This is a genomic window from Rubrobacter aplysinae, from assembly GCF_001029505.1.
Taxonomy (GTDB): domain Bacteria; phylum Actinomycetota; class Rubrobacteria; order Rubrobacterales; family Rubrobacteraceae; genus Rubrobacter_A; species Rubrobacter_A aplysinae.
The window spans coordinates 15,534-31,281 of the sequence record NZ_LEKH01000024.1 but is presented as its reverse complement, the minus strand read 5'-3'; the positions used below and the strand labels follow the sequence as shown (position 1 = coordinate 31,281).

General features: G+C 61.5%; 15 protein-coding genes and 2 tRNA genes. 7 read left to right on the top strand and 10 right to left on the bottom strand.

Annotation, left to right across the window (positions count from 1 at the left end; translation table 11 throughout):
- Positions 1 to 240 precede the first annotated feature (240 nt).
- From rsmH to dnaG, 5 genes are all read right to left on the bottom strand, one after another.
- A complete protein-coding gene (gene rsmH, locus ABD53_RS15095) occupies positions 241 to 1,194 on the bottom strand; it encodes a 16S rRNA (cytosine(1402)-N(4))-methyltransferase RsmH (protein WP_047866650.1) in 954 nt (317 codons plus the stop codon).
- Positions 1,194 to 1,634 carry a division/cell wall cluster transcriptional repressor MraZ gene (mraZ, locus tag ABD53_RS15090; protein ID WP_047866649.1) on the bottom strand — a complete coding sequence of 147 codons (441 nt, stop codon included), beginning with the start codon at positions 1,632 to 1,634 and terminating at the stop codon, positions 1,194 to 1,196. The genes rsmH and mraZ overlap by 1 nt, the downstream gene beginning before the upstream one ends.
- A 346-nt stretch (positions 1,635 to 1,980) precedes the next feature.
- A tRNA-Ile gene (locus ABD53_RS15085) sits at positions 1,981 to 2,054 on the bottom strand.
- 36 nt (positions 2,055 to 2,090) lie between these two features.
- Positions 2,091 to 2,165 (bottom strand) — tRNA-Asn (locus tag ABD53_RS15080).
- Positions 2,166 to 2,217: 52 nt separating this feature from the next.
- Positions 2,218 to 4,011 carry a DNA primase gene (dnaG, locus tag ABD53_RS16260; protein WP_053058153.1) on the bottom strand — a complete coding sequence of 598 codons (1,794 nt, stop codon included), beginning with the start codon at positions 4,009 to 4,011 and terminating at the stop codon, positions 2,218 to 2,220.
- Positions 4,012 to 4,836: 825 nt separating this feature from the next.
- Between dnaG and ABD53_RS15070 the strand changes: the two genes are divergently transcribed.
- The 7 genes from ABD53_RS15070 (at position 4,837) to ABD53_RS15040 (ending at position 11,671) form a co-directional block, all read left to right on the top strand.
- Positions 4,837 to 7,491, top strand: a complete 2,655-nt coding sequence (locus tag ABD53_RS15070) for a LuxR C-terminal-related transcriptional regulator (RefSeq protein ID WP_047866648.1) — start codon at positions 4,837 to 4,839, stop codon at positions 7,489 to 7,491.
- A 237-nt stretch (positions 7,492 to 7,728) separates the two neighbouring features.
- Entirely contained in the window at positions 7,729 to 8,496 is a 768-nt protein-coding gene (locus ABD53_RS15065) for an NAD(P)-dependent oxidoreductase (protein ID WP_047866661.1), read from the top strand.
- Positions 8,497 to 8,561: 65 nt separating this feature from the next.
- Positions 8,562 to 8,879: a hypothetical protein gene (locus tag ABD53_RS17555; protein WP_047866647.1), complete on the top strand. Its 318-nt coding sequence runs from the start codon at positions 8,562 to 8,564 to the stop codon at positions 8,877 to 8,879.
- The gene (locus tag ABD53_RS15055; RefSeq protein WP_084709749.1) at positions 8,863 to 9,642 is read left to right on the top strand and encodes a DUF4386 domain-containing protein; all 780 of its coding nucleotides are present in this window, start codon (positions 8,863 to 8,865) and stop codon (positions 9,640 to 9,642) included. Before ABD53_RS17555 ends, ABD53_RS15055 begins: the two co-directional genes overlap by 17 nt.
- Complete coding sequence (locus tag ABD53_RS15050) at positions 9,639 to 10,367, top strand: DUF4386 domain-containing protein (protein ID WP_047866646.1); 729 nt, start codon at positions 9,639 to 9,641, stop codon at positions 10,365 to 10,367. The genes ABD53_RS15055 and ABD53_RS15050 overlap by 4 nt, the downstream gene beginning before the upstream one ends.
- A gap of 11 nt (positions 10,368 to 10,378) precedes the next feature.
- The gene (locus tag ABD53_RS15045) at positions 10,379 to 10,858 is read left to right on the top strand and encodes a hypothetical protein (RefSeq protein ID WP_152670808.1); all 480 of its coding nucleotides are present in this window, start codon (positions 10,379 to 10,381) and stop codon (positions 10,856 to 10,858) included.
- A gap of 87 nt (positions 10,859 to 10,945) precedes the next feature.
- Entirely contained in the window at positions 10,946 to 11,671 is a 726-nt protein-coding gene (locus ABD53_RS15040; protein ID WP_047866645.1) for a DUF4386 family protein, read from the top strand.
- Between the two features lie 170 nt (positions 11,672 to 11,841).
- Here the strand turns inward: ABD53_RS15040 and ABD53_RS15035 are convergent, their stop codons facing one another.
- The 5 genes from ABD53_RS15035 to ABD53_RS15015 all read right to left on the bottom strand — a co-directional run bounded on the left by ABD53_RS15035 (position 11,842) and on the right by ABD53_RS15015 (position 15,739).
- Positions 11,842 to 12,822: a deoxyguanosinetriphosphate triphosphohydrolase gene (locus ABD53_RS15035; RefSeq protein ID WP_053058151.1), complete on the bottom strand. Its 981-nt coding sequence runs from the start codon at positions 12,820 to 12,822 to the stop codon at positions 11,842 to 11,844.
- Positions 12,819 to 13,592, bottom strand: a complete 774-nt coding sequence (recO, locus tag ABD53_RS16250; RefSeq protein ID WP_053058150.1) for a DNA repair protein RecO — start codon at positions 13,590 to 13,592, stop codon at positions 12,819 to 12,821. Before recO ends, ABD53_RS15035 begins: the two co-directional genes overlap by 4 nt.
- Entirely contained in the window at positions 13,573 to 14,274 is a 702-nt protein-coding gene (gene deoC, locus ABD53_RS15025) for a deoxyribose-phosphate aldolase (protein ID WP_047866656.1), read from the bottom strand. The genes recO and deoC overlap by 20 nt, the downstream gene beginning before the upstream one ends.
- 122 nt (positions 14,275 to 14,396) lie before the next feature.
- Entirely contained in the window at positions 14,397 to 15,314 is a 918-nt protein-coding gene (gene era, locus ABD53_RS15020; protein WP_235401688.1) for a GTPase Era, read from the bottom strand.
- On the bottom strand, positions 15,311 to 15,739 hold the full coding sequence (locus ABD53_RS15015) for a cytidine deaminase (RefSeq protein WP_047866644.1): 429 nt from the start codon (positions 15,737 to 15,739) through the stop codon (positions 15,311 to 15,313). Before ABD53_RS15015 ends, era begins: the two co-directional genes overlap by 4 nt.
- Between the last annotated feature and the right edge of the window lie 9 nt (positions 15,740 to 15,748).

Here is a 15,748-nt window from a genome sequence, read left to right as displayed (position 1 = left end):
CCTGTGCCCTCCCCATCCTCCCCGGTCTGTTTGCCCCACCCGGCTGCCGGCCCCGGGGCTCGGAGTTCCGGGGCCCGGGCCTCCCGCGCACATGCGGCCTCCGGTTCCGTACACGGCCCGGCGCCCCGGAGGCACTCCGGCCCGGTCTCTTCCGCGGGCTCTGTGGGGGCCGCCGCTCACCGGGCATGACGTAGGGCTGGGTGGGCGCCTCGGTCCGGCCCCGTCTCGGCTCCTGAGCCATCAGGCCCCGTCTCCGGGAGGCTCGATGGTACGGGTGGCGGACCTGAGCCTGGCGGATACGCTACGCGGGTTGGACTCGATCTCCCCGGGACGGGGAGACTGCACGACTCCCTTGTGGAGCGTGGCCCGGGCGCCACACACGCACACCGGAAGCTCGGGCGGGCACACGCAGCGCCCCTCCCGGTCCGAGATGAACCTCTTGACCACGCGGTCCTCGCCAGAGTGGAAGGTTATCGTCACGAGCCGGCCACCGGGTTTTAGTAGCCTCTCGGCGGCCTCCAGGGCCCGCACGAGGCTTCCCACCTCGTCGTTGACGTGAACGCGCACGGCCTGGAAGACTCGCTTGGCGGGGTTCCCGCCCCGCTCCACCCATCCCAGTGCGGCCCGCACGGCCTCCGACAGCTCCAGGGTCGTGGTGAGCGGCCTCCGGCGCTCTATCTCCCGCACTATCCGGCGGGCCTCCTGGCGGCTCACGTCGCCGTGACCGACGAGGACCCGGGATATCTCCTCCCCATCCGCCCGATTCAAGAACTCCGAGGCCGGCTCTCCCGAGTCGGGATCCATCCTCATATCCAGAGGTCCATCCTGCACATAGCTGAAGCCGCGCTCCGCCTCGTCCACCTGATAGCTCGACAGCCCGAGGTCGAACAGTATCCCGTCGGCCCGCATACCTTCGCCTACCAGCGCCTCGAGAGCCTCATCGTAGGCGCCGGGGCGAAAGGAGAGCCTCGGGTCCCGGAAAGCGAGCGCCGAAGCCCTCTCCCGGGCCTCCGGGTCACGATCCACGCCGATCAGGCTGGCGTCGGACGCAACGGCATCGAGGATGCGGGCGCTATGTCCCCCGCCGCCAAAGGTGGCGTCGACGAACGTCCCGCCCGGCGCATCGAGCGGCCCCAGCGCGGAGAGGGCCTCCTCGACCATTACCGGTACGTGCCGGATGGGAGGCTCCGCCATCACACCCCGGACTCCCGGCCGGCAAACTCCTCCACGATGTCCGCGAAGGAGTCGTCCGCCCCGGTCAGGTACCGGTCCCACTCCTGCGTATCCCAGATCTCCAGCCGGTCGTCCACGCCAGCCAAGGTAACATCCCGCTGGAGTCCGGCGTACTCCGCCAGCTTCGGCGGGATCAACACCCGCCCCTGACGGTCCAGGGAGGCCTCGAAAGCCATCGAGAAGAACATGCGCGAGAGCTGCCTCCCCTTTGAGGAAAGGTCCGCGTTCGCCTTGATATTCGCCTTGAACGCCGCCCACTCCTCGGGCGGAAACGCGAAAAGACACCGGTCTACTCCCTTGGTAACCACGATCCCACCGTCGAAATAAGTGCGGAGTCGGGAAGGTAGAGTCAAACGCCCCTTCTCATCCAGGGTGTGCTCGTACTCGCCTAAAAGGGCCAGAGCCTTGTCCTCCCACTACGCTCCATTTCGACCCACAACTAGCGAGAGTCTGGCATACGGCGCCAAATCGCGCAATTACGCACGGCTCGAGCACCTTAAAACCCCCGCCAGATATCATGATTTGCCCTATACCCCTCCCCCCAAGGGTACTGGACCCCTATTGCAGTGTGAAATTCTAGATGGCCACCGTATGGGCACCGGACTGCTCTCGTCGGATTTTTGTGCCACATGTACGCCGGCGTGAGTTGCACCTACTACATGTAAGTCCTGCGTAACTTGGCCTGAGGCCGACCACCCGAGGGCCGGCAAGGTGGGTCTGCCAGAGAAGATCGGGAGGGAAATAGGGTGGGCCCAGCAGGACTCGAACCTGCGACCGCCCGATTATGAGTCGGGTGCTCTAACCAGCTGAGCTATGGGCCCGGGGCGGAGGGTCGGCGATGGGATGCCGCGGCCCTCTGGCTCCCCTGGTTGGATTCGAACCAACAACCCTTCGATTAACAGTCGAATGCTCTGCCATTGAGCTACAGGGGATCACGGTTGCGCAGGAGATTATAGGGCTCAAGGGGCCCTGCTTCAAGAGCCCTCAGGAAGCGTCGGCTTCGGCGCTGCGGAGTGCTTTCTGGAGGCCCTGTATCTCGGTGTGTATGCGGTCCTTGAGGTCGAAGTCCTCGGCCTGCTTCTTGTCCCGCTCGCGCCGGAGTATTCGGAGCCGCAACCAGGCCACTCGCATGGAGGCCTCGGAAGGATAAAGCCTGTCGCCCTGCATGGAGAGTGAGCTGACTGTATCTATGTGCGGGCGCAGCCTCTCATCCGACAGAGAATCCCCGAGGTCCCCGTCCACATTTTCCTGCAGGGCGGAGAAGATCGCGGCCTGCGGCTCGTCGGCGAAGTCTTCCGGGGAGAGGGTTACGGGACCTTGTTCCGTCTGTACCCCCTCCTTGATGGGCTTTGTGGCGAGATCCGGCCTGGTCAATATAAGGGCGAGCACCTCGCTACCCGACCGGGACAGCGGGTCGGAGCCTTGCGCCTCTCGCCCTGGCTCGCGCGGGCTCCGTGTGCCCTGCGCGGCCCCTGGCGAACCCTGCGACTGCAGGGCGGTGGAATCCACGCCCAGGGCTTCGGAGGCTATGCGCACGGCCTCCCGGTGCAGCACGGGATCCTTTATCTCCTGTATAAGGGCTTTGACCTCGGGTACGGCTCTGGAGCGGCTCATCGCGTCGCCACCACGGGCTCCTTCGGCAATACGTCGGATACTGTACTCGAGTATCGGCGTGGCGGATTCGACCATCGTCCCGAACTCTTCCGGCGTGCCACGACCGTGGTGCATCCAGTCCGCAGGGTCCTCTGGTAGCCGCAGTACCCGCAGATCCACGCTGAGCTCGATGGCCGTGTTCATGGCCCGCTGGATGGCCTTCTCACCCGCGGCGTCGGGGTCGAAGAGCAGATAGATCTGCTCGGCGTCCCGACTCAGGGTCTTTATGTGGCCGGGCGTCATCGCGGTCCCCAGGGTCGCGACGGCGTTCTTTATGCCGTGCTGGTACAGCATGAGCACGTCCGTGTAGCCTTCGACCACCAGCGCCGCGCCCTGCTTTCTTATGCCCTCCGCCACCTGGGGGAAGCCGTATACGAGATCCCGCTTATTGAAGAGCCCCGTCTCCGGAGAGTTGAGGTACTTCGGCTCCGCATCTCCCAGAGACCTCGCCCCGAAACCTACTATACGGCCCCGCCGGTCCGAGATGGGGAAGGTGATCCTGCCCGCAAAACGCTCTCCTCCCCTGGGAGACAAAAGCCCCGCCTCGTCCAGGGTCTTTCTATCCACGTCCGGCAGAACCCTCCGAGCCACCTGCAAAAAGCCCGCTCCACCGCCCGCAGGGGCGAAGCCAAGCCTAAATTCTTTTATAGTAGATTCACTTATTCCACGATCGTAGAGATACCCTCGGGCCGCGGTGGCGGAATCGGAAGAGGCTTCGGAGAGGTACTTATGATAGTAGGCGGCGGCGGCGGCGAGGGCTTTGTATCCCGAGCGGCGGCGCTCGTTACGCTCGCGGGCGGCCCGGGCCTCTTCAGGGGAGTTGCCCTCGTACTCCAGCTCGATGCCGGAGCGGTCGGCTAGGTAGCTTATAGACTCCACGAAGGACAGGTTCCGCAGCTCGCTTACGAGCTTTATGGCGTCTCCCCCGCGCTGGCATCCGAAGCAGTAGTAGAAGCCTTTATCCGGAGTCACGCTGAAGGAGGGGGTCTTTTCGGAGTGATCCGGGAACGGGCATAGACCGGTATAGTGCGCTCCCTGACGCCTGAGCGCCGTGAACTCCGAGGCCACCTCGACGATGCTGGCCGTCTCGCGGACCTGCTCTATGCTCCGGGGTGCTATCTTCATTCCCGGCTTCTTCCTCCCTATCTAGTCTTACGTTTTCTCTGTGGGCTACCGGGCTGTCAGTATCTTACGTGCCGGCTGGAGATCCGAAAACCTCTGTTTGGTGGACCCGGCCTATTACGAGCGGGCGTGCAGTTTACAACGTTGAGCCCGCCTCTCCTCACGTCTCGAAATACGCGGGGCTCCAAGTCACTCGTGACGGTCTAGAAACCCGAGGTCTAAGAGATGAGTACCGTGGAGGTTCATGTGCTCCGAGGGGAGTGGCAAGAGATACGATACATCCTCTCCGCCAAACTCGTATCCGTGCTCCTCCAAGTGCTCTGAGCTTTACCCGGATCAGCGAGCAGCGTGACCTTACACTGCCCCAGCTTCCTGACTTCTCGAACTCTACCCTCCCTCGGACTCGGTCAAGCTCATGTAACCCGGCGACGAATGAGACTCCTCCGATGGTAAAGAGCCTCCAGGCACTCAAGGAGAATTATATTTGCCACCTTTCAGGTAGGTAACCGTACCCTACTGACCAGCTCCGCCTTCACGATGGGTATTTGTGGAATCTCTTCTTCGGAACTTATGCCACAGACTCTGGTCTGTCCACTGTACTGAATCAAGCCCGGCTTCACCTGAATTCTTGCCTCTATAGAGAGGCTACTGGTATAGTTATATGCGTTACATAAGCAGACTGGCTAGAGGCGTGGTTCCTTTTCCACGAGGCTGAGCGGATGCCTGCGGCGAGAGTTGGCGGGGCGTCCGGCTACCAACACTTTGTGGAGTATACGGTGGCCATTTTAGTGCTGGCGGAAGGCGCAGGATAGGAGCTGTGTCCGACCGATGTCCACGACGATCTTAACGACCAAGCTCTACGTCCCTACACCCCGGCCACACGCCGTCCTACGACCACGCTTGGTTGCGCTCCTCGAAGAGGGGCTGCACGGTAGACTCACTCTCCTAGCTGCCCCGGCCGGCTTCGGCAAGACCACGCTGCTAGGCGAATGGCTCACTGGTCTCGAGCATCCCGCCGCCTGGCTGTCGCTGGATAAGGAGGATAACGACCCCGCACGTTTTCTCACCTACATGGTCGCCGCCTTACAGACGGTTACGGAGGGTATCGGGGAGGAGATGTCGGGGGCACTCCAATCCCCCCAGCCCCCATCGACCGAGGCAATCCTGACGACTCTGATCAACGAGCTCGCCACCGTCGAGGAAGAAACCGTTCTCATCCTCGATGACTACCATCTCATTGATGCCAAACCGATAGACGATGCACTAGCTTTCCTGATAGATCACCTGCCGCCCCGGATGCACCTGCTCATCGCTACCCGGGAGGACCCGCAGCTTCCCCTCGCCCGGATGCGCGCCCGGGGCCAGTTGAGTGAGCTACGCGCCACTGACTTGCGTTTCACGCCCGACGAAGCCGCCGAATTTCTGGGAAAGGTGATGGGCCTGGATCTCTCGGCAGGAGACATCGTTGCACTGGAGAGCCGCACCGAAGGTTGGATCGCCGGTCTGCAATTGGCCGCGATCTCGATGCAGGGCCATGAAGACATCACCAGCTTTATCGAATGCTTTACCGGCAGCCACCATTTTGTGCTGGATTATCTGGTCGAAGAGGTCCTCGGGCAGCAGCCCGAAAGCCTCCAGGTGTTCCTGCTGCGTACGTCTATCCTCGACCGTCTGTGCGGCCCCCTTTGTGATGCCGTTTTGCTCGACCCCTCTGTTTCCGGACAAGAAACGCTGGAAACCATAGAACACGCCAACCTGTTCCTCGTTCCCCTGGACAACGAGCGGCATTGGTATCGCTACCATCATCTCTTTGCCGAGTTGCTGCGGCAGAGACTGCAAGGGAGAATCGTCTCGTCCGCAGTGAATGAGGAGCAGAGCGTGGCCGAACTACACGCGCGTGCCAGCCAGTGGTATGAAGAAAACGGCTTCGAGGTCGAGGCTTTTCACCATGCGACCGCCGCCAATGATGTTGAACGCGCCGAGCGCCTCATCGAAGGAGGGGGGATGCCCCTGCAGTTCCGTGGTGCGGCGGCCCCGATACTGAGCTGGCTTGCCTCGTTGCCGACAACTGTACTGAATGACCGGCCCGCGTTGTGGGTAACGTACGCTTCGGCGCTATTGGCGATCGGTCAAGTGACCGGCGTTGAAGAAAAAGCGCAGGCCGCAGAAGCGGCTCTGCATACTCTGCATACCGCCGAGCCAAATGCCAAAACCCGAGACCTGCTAGGGCGTATTGCCTCCGTCCGGGCCACCGTGGCCGTCACCCAGCACCAGGTAGATACCATCATCAACCAGGCGCGCCGCGCTCTGGAGTATCTGCACCCCGACAACCTGCCCGTCCGCGCCTCCATTGCCTGGACGCTGGGCTATGCCCACCAGCTCCGGGGCGACCGCGCCGCAGCCAGCCAGGCCTATGCTGAGGCGCTGACTAGCTGCCAAGCGGTTGGGCACGCCGTAATCGCCATGATGTCCAGACTCGGCCTGGGTAGAGTACAGGAATCAGAAAATCAGCTTCATCTGGCGGCCGAGACCTACCGGCACACCCTGAAATCCGCGGGTGACGCACCGCCGCCACCCATCTGCGACGCGTATCTTGGCTTGGCGCGTATATGCTACCAATGGAACGATCTGGACGCCGCTGAGCGGCACGTGTATAAGAGCCTCCCGCTGGCGCGGCAAATAGAGAACACTGACAGATTCGTTGGCTGTAAGGTATTTCTCTCCCGCCTGAAGCTCGCCCAGGGAGACGTGTCCGGCTCGGCCGCTATTTTAGCCGAGGCCGGCCAGCTTGCACGCCAGCATAACTTCGTGCTCCAGATTCCCGAGATTGCCGCTGCACAAGTTCTGACGCTGCTCCGCCAAGGCAAATCGGCGGCAGCCGCCCATCTGGCCGAGACCCACGAACTCCCCATAAGCCGGGCACGAGCACAGCTGGCCCGGGGTGACGCGTCCTCAGCGCTGCCGGCGCTGCAGCCATTGCGCCGACAGGCTGAGGCGAAGGGTTGGGAGGATGAGCGGCTCGAGGTCATGGTTCTACAGGCAGTCGCTCACCACGCGTGCGGCGAGAGGGACGAGGCTATCCAGGTCCTGGGCGATGTGCTGGCGCTGTCCGAGCCCGAGGGCTACGTGCGAATCTTTGTGGACGAAGGTAGACCCATGGCCCGGCTACTGTACGAAGCAGCAGCCAGTGAGATTATGCCAGGCTATGTAGATAAGCTGCTGGCAGCGTTTGAAGCCGAGGAGAAGAAGAGCGAACCTGGATCCTATCTCTCCCCTGTCCAGTCCCCTACGGAGCCACTAAGTCACCGTGAGTTAGAAGTGCTACGACTCATCGCCCAGGGGCTCTCGAACCGTGAGATCAGCCAGCGTCTTTTCCTCGCCCTGAGCACTGTCAAGGGTCACAACAGGATCATCTTCAGCAAACTAATGGTAGAGAGGCGCACCGAAGCTGTGGCCCGAGCCCGCGAGTTAGGCCTGCTGTAGCCTACCGTCGCCTTTCCCCTAATCCGGTATCAAGTACCGGACCAAGAGGACTATAAAGCCAAAGCTTTAGAGCTATCAAACGCTCAACAACTCCAGAACAATACCCCCAAACCATACTTTAGTAGCTGTCCGTCAATACCGCGCTGCGGCTAGGCTCCTGTACATGAAACGGGTGGCCCGAGTGTCGCCGCCTCGGCGTATTCAGGAGGAGAAGAGACGATGAATCGGGAAGAAGAAATGAATACCAACGAACCACAGCTCGTCCAGGCGCAGGAGGATTCGGGAGCAACGAAGAAGGTCTGCATTGTCGGGGCTTCCGGCAAGCTCGGACAGTATATGGTGCGGCACGCGCTGAAACGGGGTTACGAGGTGGTCGGCGTGTGCCGGGAGAAAAGCGTGGAGAAGCTCGCCGAGTTCGAGGGGCGCATCACCGTCCTCCCAGGCGCGACGAACGACCCCGAGATCATCAAGCGCGCGGTCGCCGGGTGCGACGCGGTGCTCGTCGTGCTGGTGCCATGGGGCGTCCACGGGTACTCGACGGGTACGGCCCAGGCGGTGCTCGATCACGCGCCTCCGGAGGCGCGTCTCGTCTTTTCGTGCGGGTGGCACATCACCCGCGACGGCCAGGACGTGTACTCGTGGAAGCTCCGAGCTTCCGTGAAAGTCTTAAGCCCGGTCTTGCGCCTCTCCCGCCTCCTCGATATCGACGACCAGGTGGAGGCATGCAGGTGCGTGTTCGCCAGCGACACGAGGTGGACCGTCGTGCGCGGCAGCGACCTCGAAGAGGGCGAGAGCCAGGGCCTGCCCGTGTGGAGCCGGCACGTGGGCGACCCCATCCTCGAGAGCAACATCACGCGCCGCGTGGACTTCGCCCTGTTCATGGTGGAGGCGACCGAGAACGACGAGCTGGCCCACGAGGCTCCGGCGATCGTTGGCCGCCAGACACCTTCGGCGCTCGCACACTCTGCCGCCACCAGAGGATCGGTGCCGTCGATCCCGGCATAGGCAAGCAGATGTCCACTGAAGAAATACAGCCTATGATAGCCGGTCACAACAGGTGCGGGAGCACGTTGAACAAGAACGACACAAAGACTGAGCCGGATCAACCGGTGGTGTACGAGATCAGGGTCAGGGGCCACCTGGGACGCGAGTGGACGGACTGGTTCGAGGGTCTGACCATCACGCCGGGAGACGGGGGCGATACGCTTTTGTCCGGCCCGGTAGTGGATCAGGCCGCGCTACACGGGTTGATGAGGAAAGTGCGTGATCTTGGACTGCCGCTCGTCTCGGTCAATCGTATCGAAGCCGCTCGAACAAATGCACTAGATGTCGAACAGGGAGCCGAAACAAGCCACTCGAAAAGGAGAGGCGATGAAGTCGATCAATAGAACCGCAAGAATTGTAGGAGCTCTGTACATAACCGGGACCGTTGCGGGCATACTAAGCTATGTTTTTGGAGGACCTGTTGTATTTGCCCAATATCATCTTACGAGTGTTCCTGCGAACGAAACCCGACTGGTAACAGGAGCGCTTTTTGTCGTAATAATGAGCTTGGTTCTCGCCATGGTTCCGGTTATGATGTTTCCCGTTCTTAGGAGACACAACGAAGCTCTGGCGCTCGGCTACGTCGTCTTCAGGAGCGGGTTCGAGGCAATCGCCTATCTTGCCACAGCAGCCATGTGGCTACTAATGGTGCCGCTAAGTCAACTGTACGTCCAAGCTGCGGCCTCGGACGCTTCCAATGTTCAAGCTCTGGGCAACCTATGGTTGGAAGCGTCGCTAGAGATTGCCGGTGGTGTCATCCTGACGATAGTCTTTTCCCTAGGCTCCCTGATATTCAATTACTTGTTATATCGAACAAAGCTCGTTCCTCAATGGCTGTCAGGGTGGGGTCTCATTGCGGGAGTACTGTATTTGGCTTCGGGCTTGTTGGTTATGTTCGGTGCCACCGAGGTTTTGGGGCCGATCTATAACATCTTGATCCTTCCAAAAGGCTTACAAGAGATGGTCCTGGCAGCGTGGCTGATAGTCAAAGGATTCAATCCATCCGCAACCGTTTTCGGGGGCCGAAACGGAGCCTGGGCGAGTATGCCCGACGACGGAAGGCCACCGCAGAACATAGCCGTGAAACACGAGGAAACGAGAAAATGAAAACAAGCCGGAGGACCGCAGTAATTGCGGGGGTGTTGATAATAGTCGGAACGGTTGCGGGCTTACTGAGTGTCGTTCCTAGCGTAGAGGGTCCAGATTGCCTCGAAAAAGTCTCCGAGAGCACAGACCAAGTTCTAAAGGGAGCATTTTTCCAGTTTCTCATGGTCCCTGCGTATGTTGGCTTTGCACTTGCGCTATACCCGATCTTACGCAAGTATAGCGTCAGCCTGTCTCTTGGGTTTGTCGGTTTCAGGATCATTGCGGAAGCCTTCCAAATTATCGGCGTAGTCCTCCTGCTGTTGTTTTTGCCGTTGAGCCAGGAGTTTGTAATAGCCGGAGCCCCGGGTTCATCATACTTTCAAACCTTGGGCGGATTATTGCGGGAAGGGCGTGATCTAGTAAACCATGTGGCACTGTTCCTGGCTTTGAGCATAGGCGATCTAATGCTCTACTATATATTGTATCGATCAAAACTCGTCCCCCGATGGTTGTCGGTCTGGGGAGTTATCGGGGTTGCTCTGGCCATATCGGCGAGCCTGTTAATAATGTTCCGTTTCATAGATGTCGTAACGCCAACCTACATCACCCTGATTCTCCCGTGGGGCTTGCAGCAAATTGTCTTGGCAGCGTGGCTGATAATCAAAGGATTCAATCCATCCGCAACCGTCTTCGGTACTGCCAAAGCGGATCCAGACGGCGTTCAGATGAGCACGTCTAAAGTGTAGGTGGCACCCATATGAAAGCGATTAAAAACGTCGGAGTAGCTGCAGGACTCGTGTATGTGTTTATCGACATATCTGGTCTCCTGAACGTACCGTACGTCCTCACAAACTCACCTCAAGCTGCGGCTCTTTGGTTGACGATTGGCTCAGTGCTCGAAGTATTGGTCGGCAGGGTTGAGGTTGTGGGTGGCACGTGGGTCCTGCTGGTTACCTGGAGGGCTTTGCTGGAAGGGAGGCTTCCGAGGGCGTTGAACTACCTCGGCGTGTTCGTGGGTTTGGCAGGAGTCCTCACGCTCTCCTCGGCTCTTGGGGTGCTGGAGATTGGTTTCAGGCTGGGTGAAATGGTGTGGTTCGGATGGCTGGGGAGACTCGTGTTGCGCGATAGCCAGAGCGCGGTGGTACGGAGATTGCGCGCGTTCTTCGTAGCTCTGACCTCTCATGCAGGAGCAGAACTTTCGGGAAAGGAGGCCAGGGCGATGGATCACGAACGATAGCGTTACGAGTAGGTAAAGAAACGTGTTCGGCTTGTACAGCGTGCGTAACTTTGGAAATGACCGGGCCAGCAATCCTGGAGGAAGCTAATGGAAGCGACCGCGCACACAGAGATGAACGACCTGCGGAGTATGGAGGATGGAGAGAGAAGCGTCCTACGATGGGGCGGACTGGCGGGCATGCTGGGCAGCGTCCTCATGGTCGTTACCTTCGTCTTCGTCGGCGTGTTCGTAACCCTCGAGGAGTCGGCGGCGTACCTGATCGAAAGATTCCCGGAAATCAGGGCGGGGCGCACGGTAGAGAACAGCTTGTTCCTCGCCGTCGTTATCTTGTGGGTCCCACATTTCCTCGCCTTGTATCGTGCCATGTGGCGGTGGAGCCTGGCGCCCGCTCTCTTCGGGAGCGTTCTGGGCATTATGGGCCTCGTTGTTTGGGCGGCCCAAGCCCTACATCATGTTGCGCAAGTCCCGCTCTCCAACCTCTACCATGCTCCTGGAACGACCCCTGAGGAGCAGGCGACGCTAGTATTCCTGTGGCAGGCGACCATGGGCATACTCGAAGCGATGCTCCTAGCCGGGTTTGTCCTACTGTCGATAGGTCTCATTTGCCTCGGAGTGGCTATGCTCCGGGCGCCGGCCTTCGGCAGGGTCTTGGGAGGGGCGGGCGTGGTCCTCGGGGTGCTCGGGTTCGGAGGCGCCTCGCTCATGCTCGTTGACCCTGCCTCTACACTCGGTCCTGTGTTCGGCATGTTCACACTCATTATCTTCCATTTCGTTCTGGGGCGGAAGGTCTACAGGCTTTCAAGGGCCCTGTAAAAACCCCGGATGCGGGAGAAAGGATAGACGCGCTGAAGAACGCTTCGGCCTCATAACTCAGGACAAGCGCGAAGGGTACGGGCCACTGCGTACCTCAAGACAAAGCGAGAAAGCTTGACGCCGTAAACTCTGCCACCCGCTCTTAATAGGCTGAGGCTCTCTTGGGAAATCTATTCCACTCCCCGGTTCACGTCATCCGTGTGCCGTGAAAGAGGTTCCATAGCGATCCTCCGGTGTTTGGAGAGGGCGTAACGGTCGGTCATTCCGGCGAGGAAATCCACGGTTGCGGTTAAAGGGTCCGAACCGTCCCCGCTTCTCTCCGTGGGGCGGGACAGATAGTAGTCGAAGAGGTCTCCCACCACCTCTTCGGCCTTGCCGTCTTCCCGGGAGAGGGGGTTATGGTAGACGTTCGTGAAGAGCCAGGCACGCAGCTCTACGAGGGCCTCATGCACGTCTCTGGAGAGGGAGATGGCCCGCGCCCGCTGCGAGGTGGAGATCATATCCCTGACGAGCGTGTCTATTCTGGCGCTCGTGTGGTCCCCCAGTACCCGTACCGGCGCTTCCGGAAGGCGCCCGGCGGAGATAATGTCGGCCCGGATGGCGTCGTCGATGTCGTGATTGACGTAGGCTATGCGGTCTGCGGTGCGCACGATGGCGGCCTCCCAGGTCGAGGGGTGGGCGTCGCCGCGGTGGTTGAGAATGCCGTCGCGTACCTCGCGGGTCAGGTTGAGCCCGGCCCCCTCCTTCTCCAGCACGTCCACCACGCGCAGGGAGTGCTCGTTGTGCCGGAAGCTACGGCCGTAGGGTTCGAGTTTCCGATTCAGGGCCTCCTCACCGGTGTGGCCGAACGGAGTGTGGCCGAGATCGTGGCCGAGCGAGATCGCCTCCGTGAGATCCTCGTCCAGCCCGAGGGCACGGGCGATGGTGCGGGAGATCTGCATCATCTCCAGCGTGTGGGTGAGCCGCGTGCGGAAGTGATCCCCGTCGGGCGAGACGAACACCTGGGTCTTGTGCATTAGTCGCCGGAAAGCCTTTGCGTGTATTATGCGGTCACGGTCGCGCTGGAACTCGTTTCGTATACCGTCGGGCGGCTCGGGGACGGCGCGCCCGGCGGTCTCCGTGCAGGCCTTTAGTAACCCGGCTTGGCTCACGCGGATCCCAACACCCGGGGACCGGGGGTTTTCCCGGCTCGCCGGGACTGGATGGCGGCCGGAGCGTGGGCCTGTATGTGGGAGTGGACCACGCGCAGAAGGCTCTCCTCGAACTTCGGCTCGCGGGGTATCTCCTTCATCGAGAGAGCGAGCAGGCCGCGCAGGCGCTCGGGGGCGCCGGGCGGCAGCGGAAACGCCTCGCGCGAGACGGCCTTGCACTCCCCGCAGAGCAGGCCGCCAAGCTCCGGGGAGAAACTCACCAGACCCTCCGAATCTCCCGGAGCTTCGAGAGGCGCGGAGCAGCTAACACACGAGTCAACCTCCGGCGCGTACCCCGCGAGCATGGCGAGCTTCATGCCAAAGGCTGCCTCGACACCGCCGAACCCCTCTTCCTTGGACTCCAGCGCATCCAGAGCATGGTACAGGAGGTTGAAAACCCGGCGGTCGGCCTCGTCGCCGCCGGAGAGGGCGCGCACGTCGCGGGCCATCCGGCCGGCCGCTTCCAGCCGCCCGAGGTTTTCACGTATGGGGTGGAAGCTACGCAGGGTCTCGGCCTGGGTCACGGTATCCAGGTTGCGGCCCCCGTAGGCCACGAACTCGACGCACGAGAGAGGCTCCAGGCGGGCCCCGAAGCGCGACTTGGTGCGGCGGATACCCTTGGCTATGGCGGAGACGAGCCCTCCATCCAGGGTATAGAGATCCAGTATCCGGTCGGCCTCTCCGTACCGGATGGATCTCAGCACGATACCCCTACTCTTGTAGGGCGCCATTCTCGGCCTCCTGCATTATCCCGGCGCTGCCGCTCAACCCGAGCCTGGAGGCCCCGGCGTTCAGCATGTCCAGAGAGTCCTCCAGCGTGCGGATGCCGCCCGAAGCCTTGACGCCGAGACCTTCCGGGGCTTCTTCCCGTAAGAGCGACACGTCTTCCAGGGTCGCCCCCAGTGGAGCGAAGCCGGTCGAGGTCTTTATAAAGTCCGCGCCGCTCGCGGCGACCATCCGGGTAGCGAGCCGCTTCATTTCGTCGGTGAGGTACGCGGTCTCCACGATAACCTTCATCACGACGTCGTTGAGCCCGTTGTTCATGGCGACCGCGCTGATCTCCTGGTTCATGCTACTGAGCTCCCCGGCGACGTACGAGAAATCCCCGGAGAGGAACCTTGAGACGTTCATTACCACGTCGAGCTCCACCGCCCCGCCGGCTATGGCGTCCCGCACGGCGGCGTTCTTGACGGCGGTCGTGTCGGCGCCGAACGGGAAAGAGATCACCGTCGCAACCTTCACGTCCGTACCCCGGAGCTCTCCGGCGGCGAGCCTGACGTAGCACGGGGGTATACACACCGCCGCAAAGTGGTAACGCGCCGCCTCCTCGCAGACGCGACGCATGTCCTCCTCGGTGGCGTCGGGCTTTAGTACGGTGTGGTCCACGGTCTTCGCGAACTCCCGGACCCTCATGCTCAAAAGCTGCTCCCCCTTAAACTCACGGAACCTACAAAAACCACGAAACCCACGAAACCCACGAAACCCACAGGACCCGCACGAAATCGTCACACGCCACGAAGACGAGGATACCCGTATTATAAACCGAGCCGCTCCAGAAACCCCCGGTCACTCCGCCATCCCGGAGAAACCTTAACCTTCAGGTCGAGGTATATACTGGTGCCCAGCAGGCGTTCCACGTCACGGCGGGCCTCGGAGCCGATCTGCTTTATGGTACGGCCGTTCTTGCCGAGCACGATCATACGCTGCGAGGTACGCTCTACGTGTATTATCGCGTAGACCACGGTGCGTCCTTCTCCGCGCTCGACCTCCTCTATCTCGACGGCTATCGCGTGGGGCACCTCCTCGCGCAGGGCGGAGAGCGCCTTCTCCCGCACGTACTCGGCGAGGATCAGGGACTCGGGGTAGTCGGTCTTCAGGTCGTCGGGGAAGTACCTCGGGCCTTCGGGTAACATCCCCGCCACCGCCCGCATCAGCGGCTCGGCATTCAGACCCCGTGAAGCACTCACCAGGAAGGTCTCCCGCCACTCACCGAGGCCCATGACCTCGTCCACGAGCGGCAGGGCGTCTTCCTGCTTTTCGAGGAGATCCGCCTTGTTAAGGCAGGCGATCACGGGAGTGTCGGTAGCGGAGACCAGCCGGGCCACGTAACGGTCTCCGCTCCCCACTCCGCTACCTATGAGGTCAGCCGCGTCCAGGACCAGCAGGATAACGTCCGCCTCGGAGAGACTCTCGACGACCTGCTCCTGCATCCTGCCGCGCAGCGTGTCGCGGGGCTTCTGCGAGCCGGGCGTATCCACGAACACCGCCTGGTATCCGTCGCCGTTACGCACCCCGCGCACGGGGCTGCGGGTCGTCTGGGCCCGCGGGCTGGTAATGGAGACCTTGTCCCCAACCAGGCGATTCATCAGGGTGGACTTACCGACATTCGGGCGTCCTACTACGGCGATGAAGCCGCTCCTGAAGCCACCCTCGGTGAAATCGTCGGGGATCACTCCCGCAGATCCTCGGGACCAAAGGCGTTCGGCAGGATGTCCTCGAACGGGTAACCTCTCACACCCCCCACGTCGCCCACGTCGCCCACGTCGCCGGCTTCCCGGACGAAGACCTCCCGGCAGCCGAACTCGTGCAATACCTGACGGCAGGCTCCGCAGGGGAAAGTGGGCGCGGCGTCCGGGCTCGTGACCGCGACGTAGCTTATCCGGGGCCTCTCGTCTCCTCCGGCGTCCAGCACCATCGCGGCCACCGCGTTACGCTCGGCGCACATGGCGAGCCCGTAAGAGGCGTTCTCCACGTTACATCCCGGGTAGACCCCTCCGGCCTCCGTTACCACGGCGGCACCCACCCGAAAACCGCTGTAGGGTGCGTAGGCCCCCTCTGCGGCCTCCTCCGCGTGGCTCATAGCCTCTCTAGACTCCATCCCTAAACC

Excerpts from the sequence above, each read along its gene's own strand:
- rsmH (WP_047866650.1), bottom strand. The coding sequence starts at position 1,194 with ATGGCGGAGCCTCCCATCCGGCACGTACCGGTAATGGTCGAGGAGGCC.
- dnaG (WP_053058153.1), bottom strand. The coding sequence starts at position 4,011 with ATGAAGATAGCACCCCGGAGCATAGAGCAGGTCCGCGAGACGGCCAGC.
- ABD53_RS15070 (WP_047866648.1), top strand. The coding sequence starts at position 4,837 with ATGTCCACGACGATCTTAACGACCAAGCTCTACGTCCCTACACCCCGG.
- ABD53_RS15065 (WP_047866661.1), top strand. The coding sequence starts at position 7,729 with ATGAATACCAACGAACCACAGCTCGTCCAGGCGCAGGAGGATTCGGGA.
- ABD53_RS15055 (WP_084709749.1), top strand. The coding sequence starts at position 8,863 with ATGAAGTCGATCAATAGAACCGCAAGAATTGTAGGAGCTCTGTACATA.
- ABD53_RS15050 (WP_047866646.1), top strand. The coding sequence starts at position 9,639 with ATGAAAACAAGCCGGAGGACCGCAGTAATTGCGGGGGTGTTGATAATA.
- ABD53_RS15045 (WP_152670808.1), top strand. The coding sequence starts at position 10,379 with ATGAAAGCGATTAAAAACGTCGGAGTAGCTGCAGGACTCGTGTATGTG.
- ABD53_RS15040 (WP_047866645.1), top strand. The coding sequence starts at position 10,946 with ATGGAAGCGACCGCGCACACAGAGATGAACGACCTGCGGAGTATGGAG.
- recO (WP_053058150.1), bottom strand. The coding sequence starts at position 13,592 with ATGGCGCCCTACAAGAGTAGGGGTATCGTGCTGAGATCCATCCGGTAC.
- deoC (WP_047866656.1), bottom strand. The coding sequence starts at position 14,274 with ATGAGGGTCCGGGAGTTCGCGAAGACCGTGGACCACACCGTACTAAAG.
- ABD53_RS15015 (WP_047866644.1), bottom strand. The coding sequence starts at position 15,739 with ATGGAGTCTAGAGAGGCTATGAGCCACGCGGAGGAGGCCGCAGAGGGG.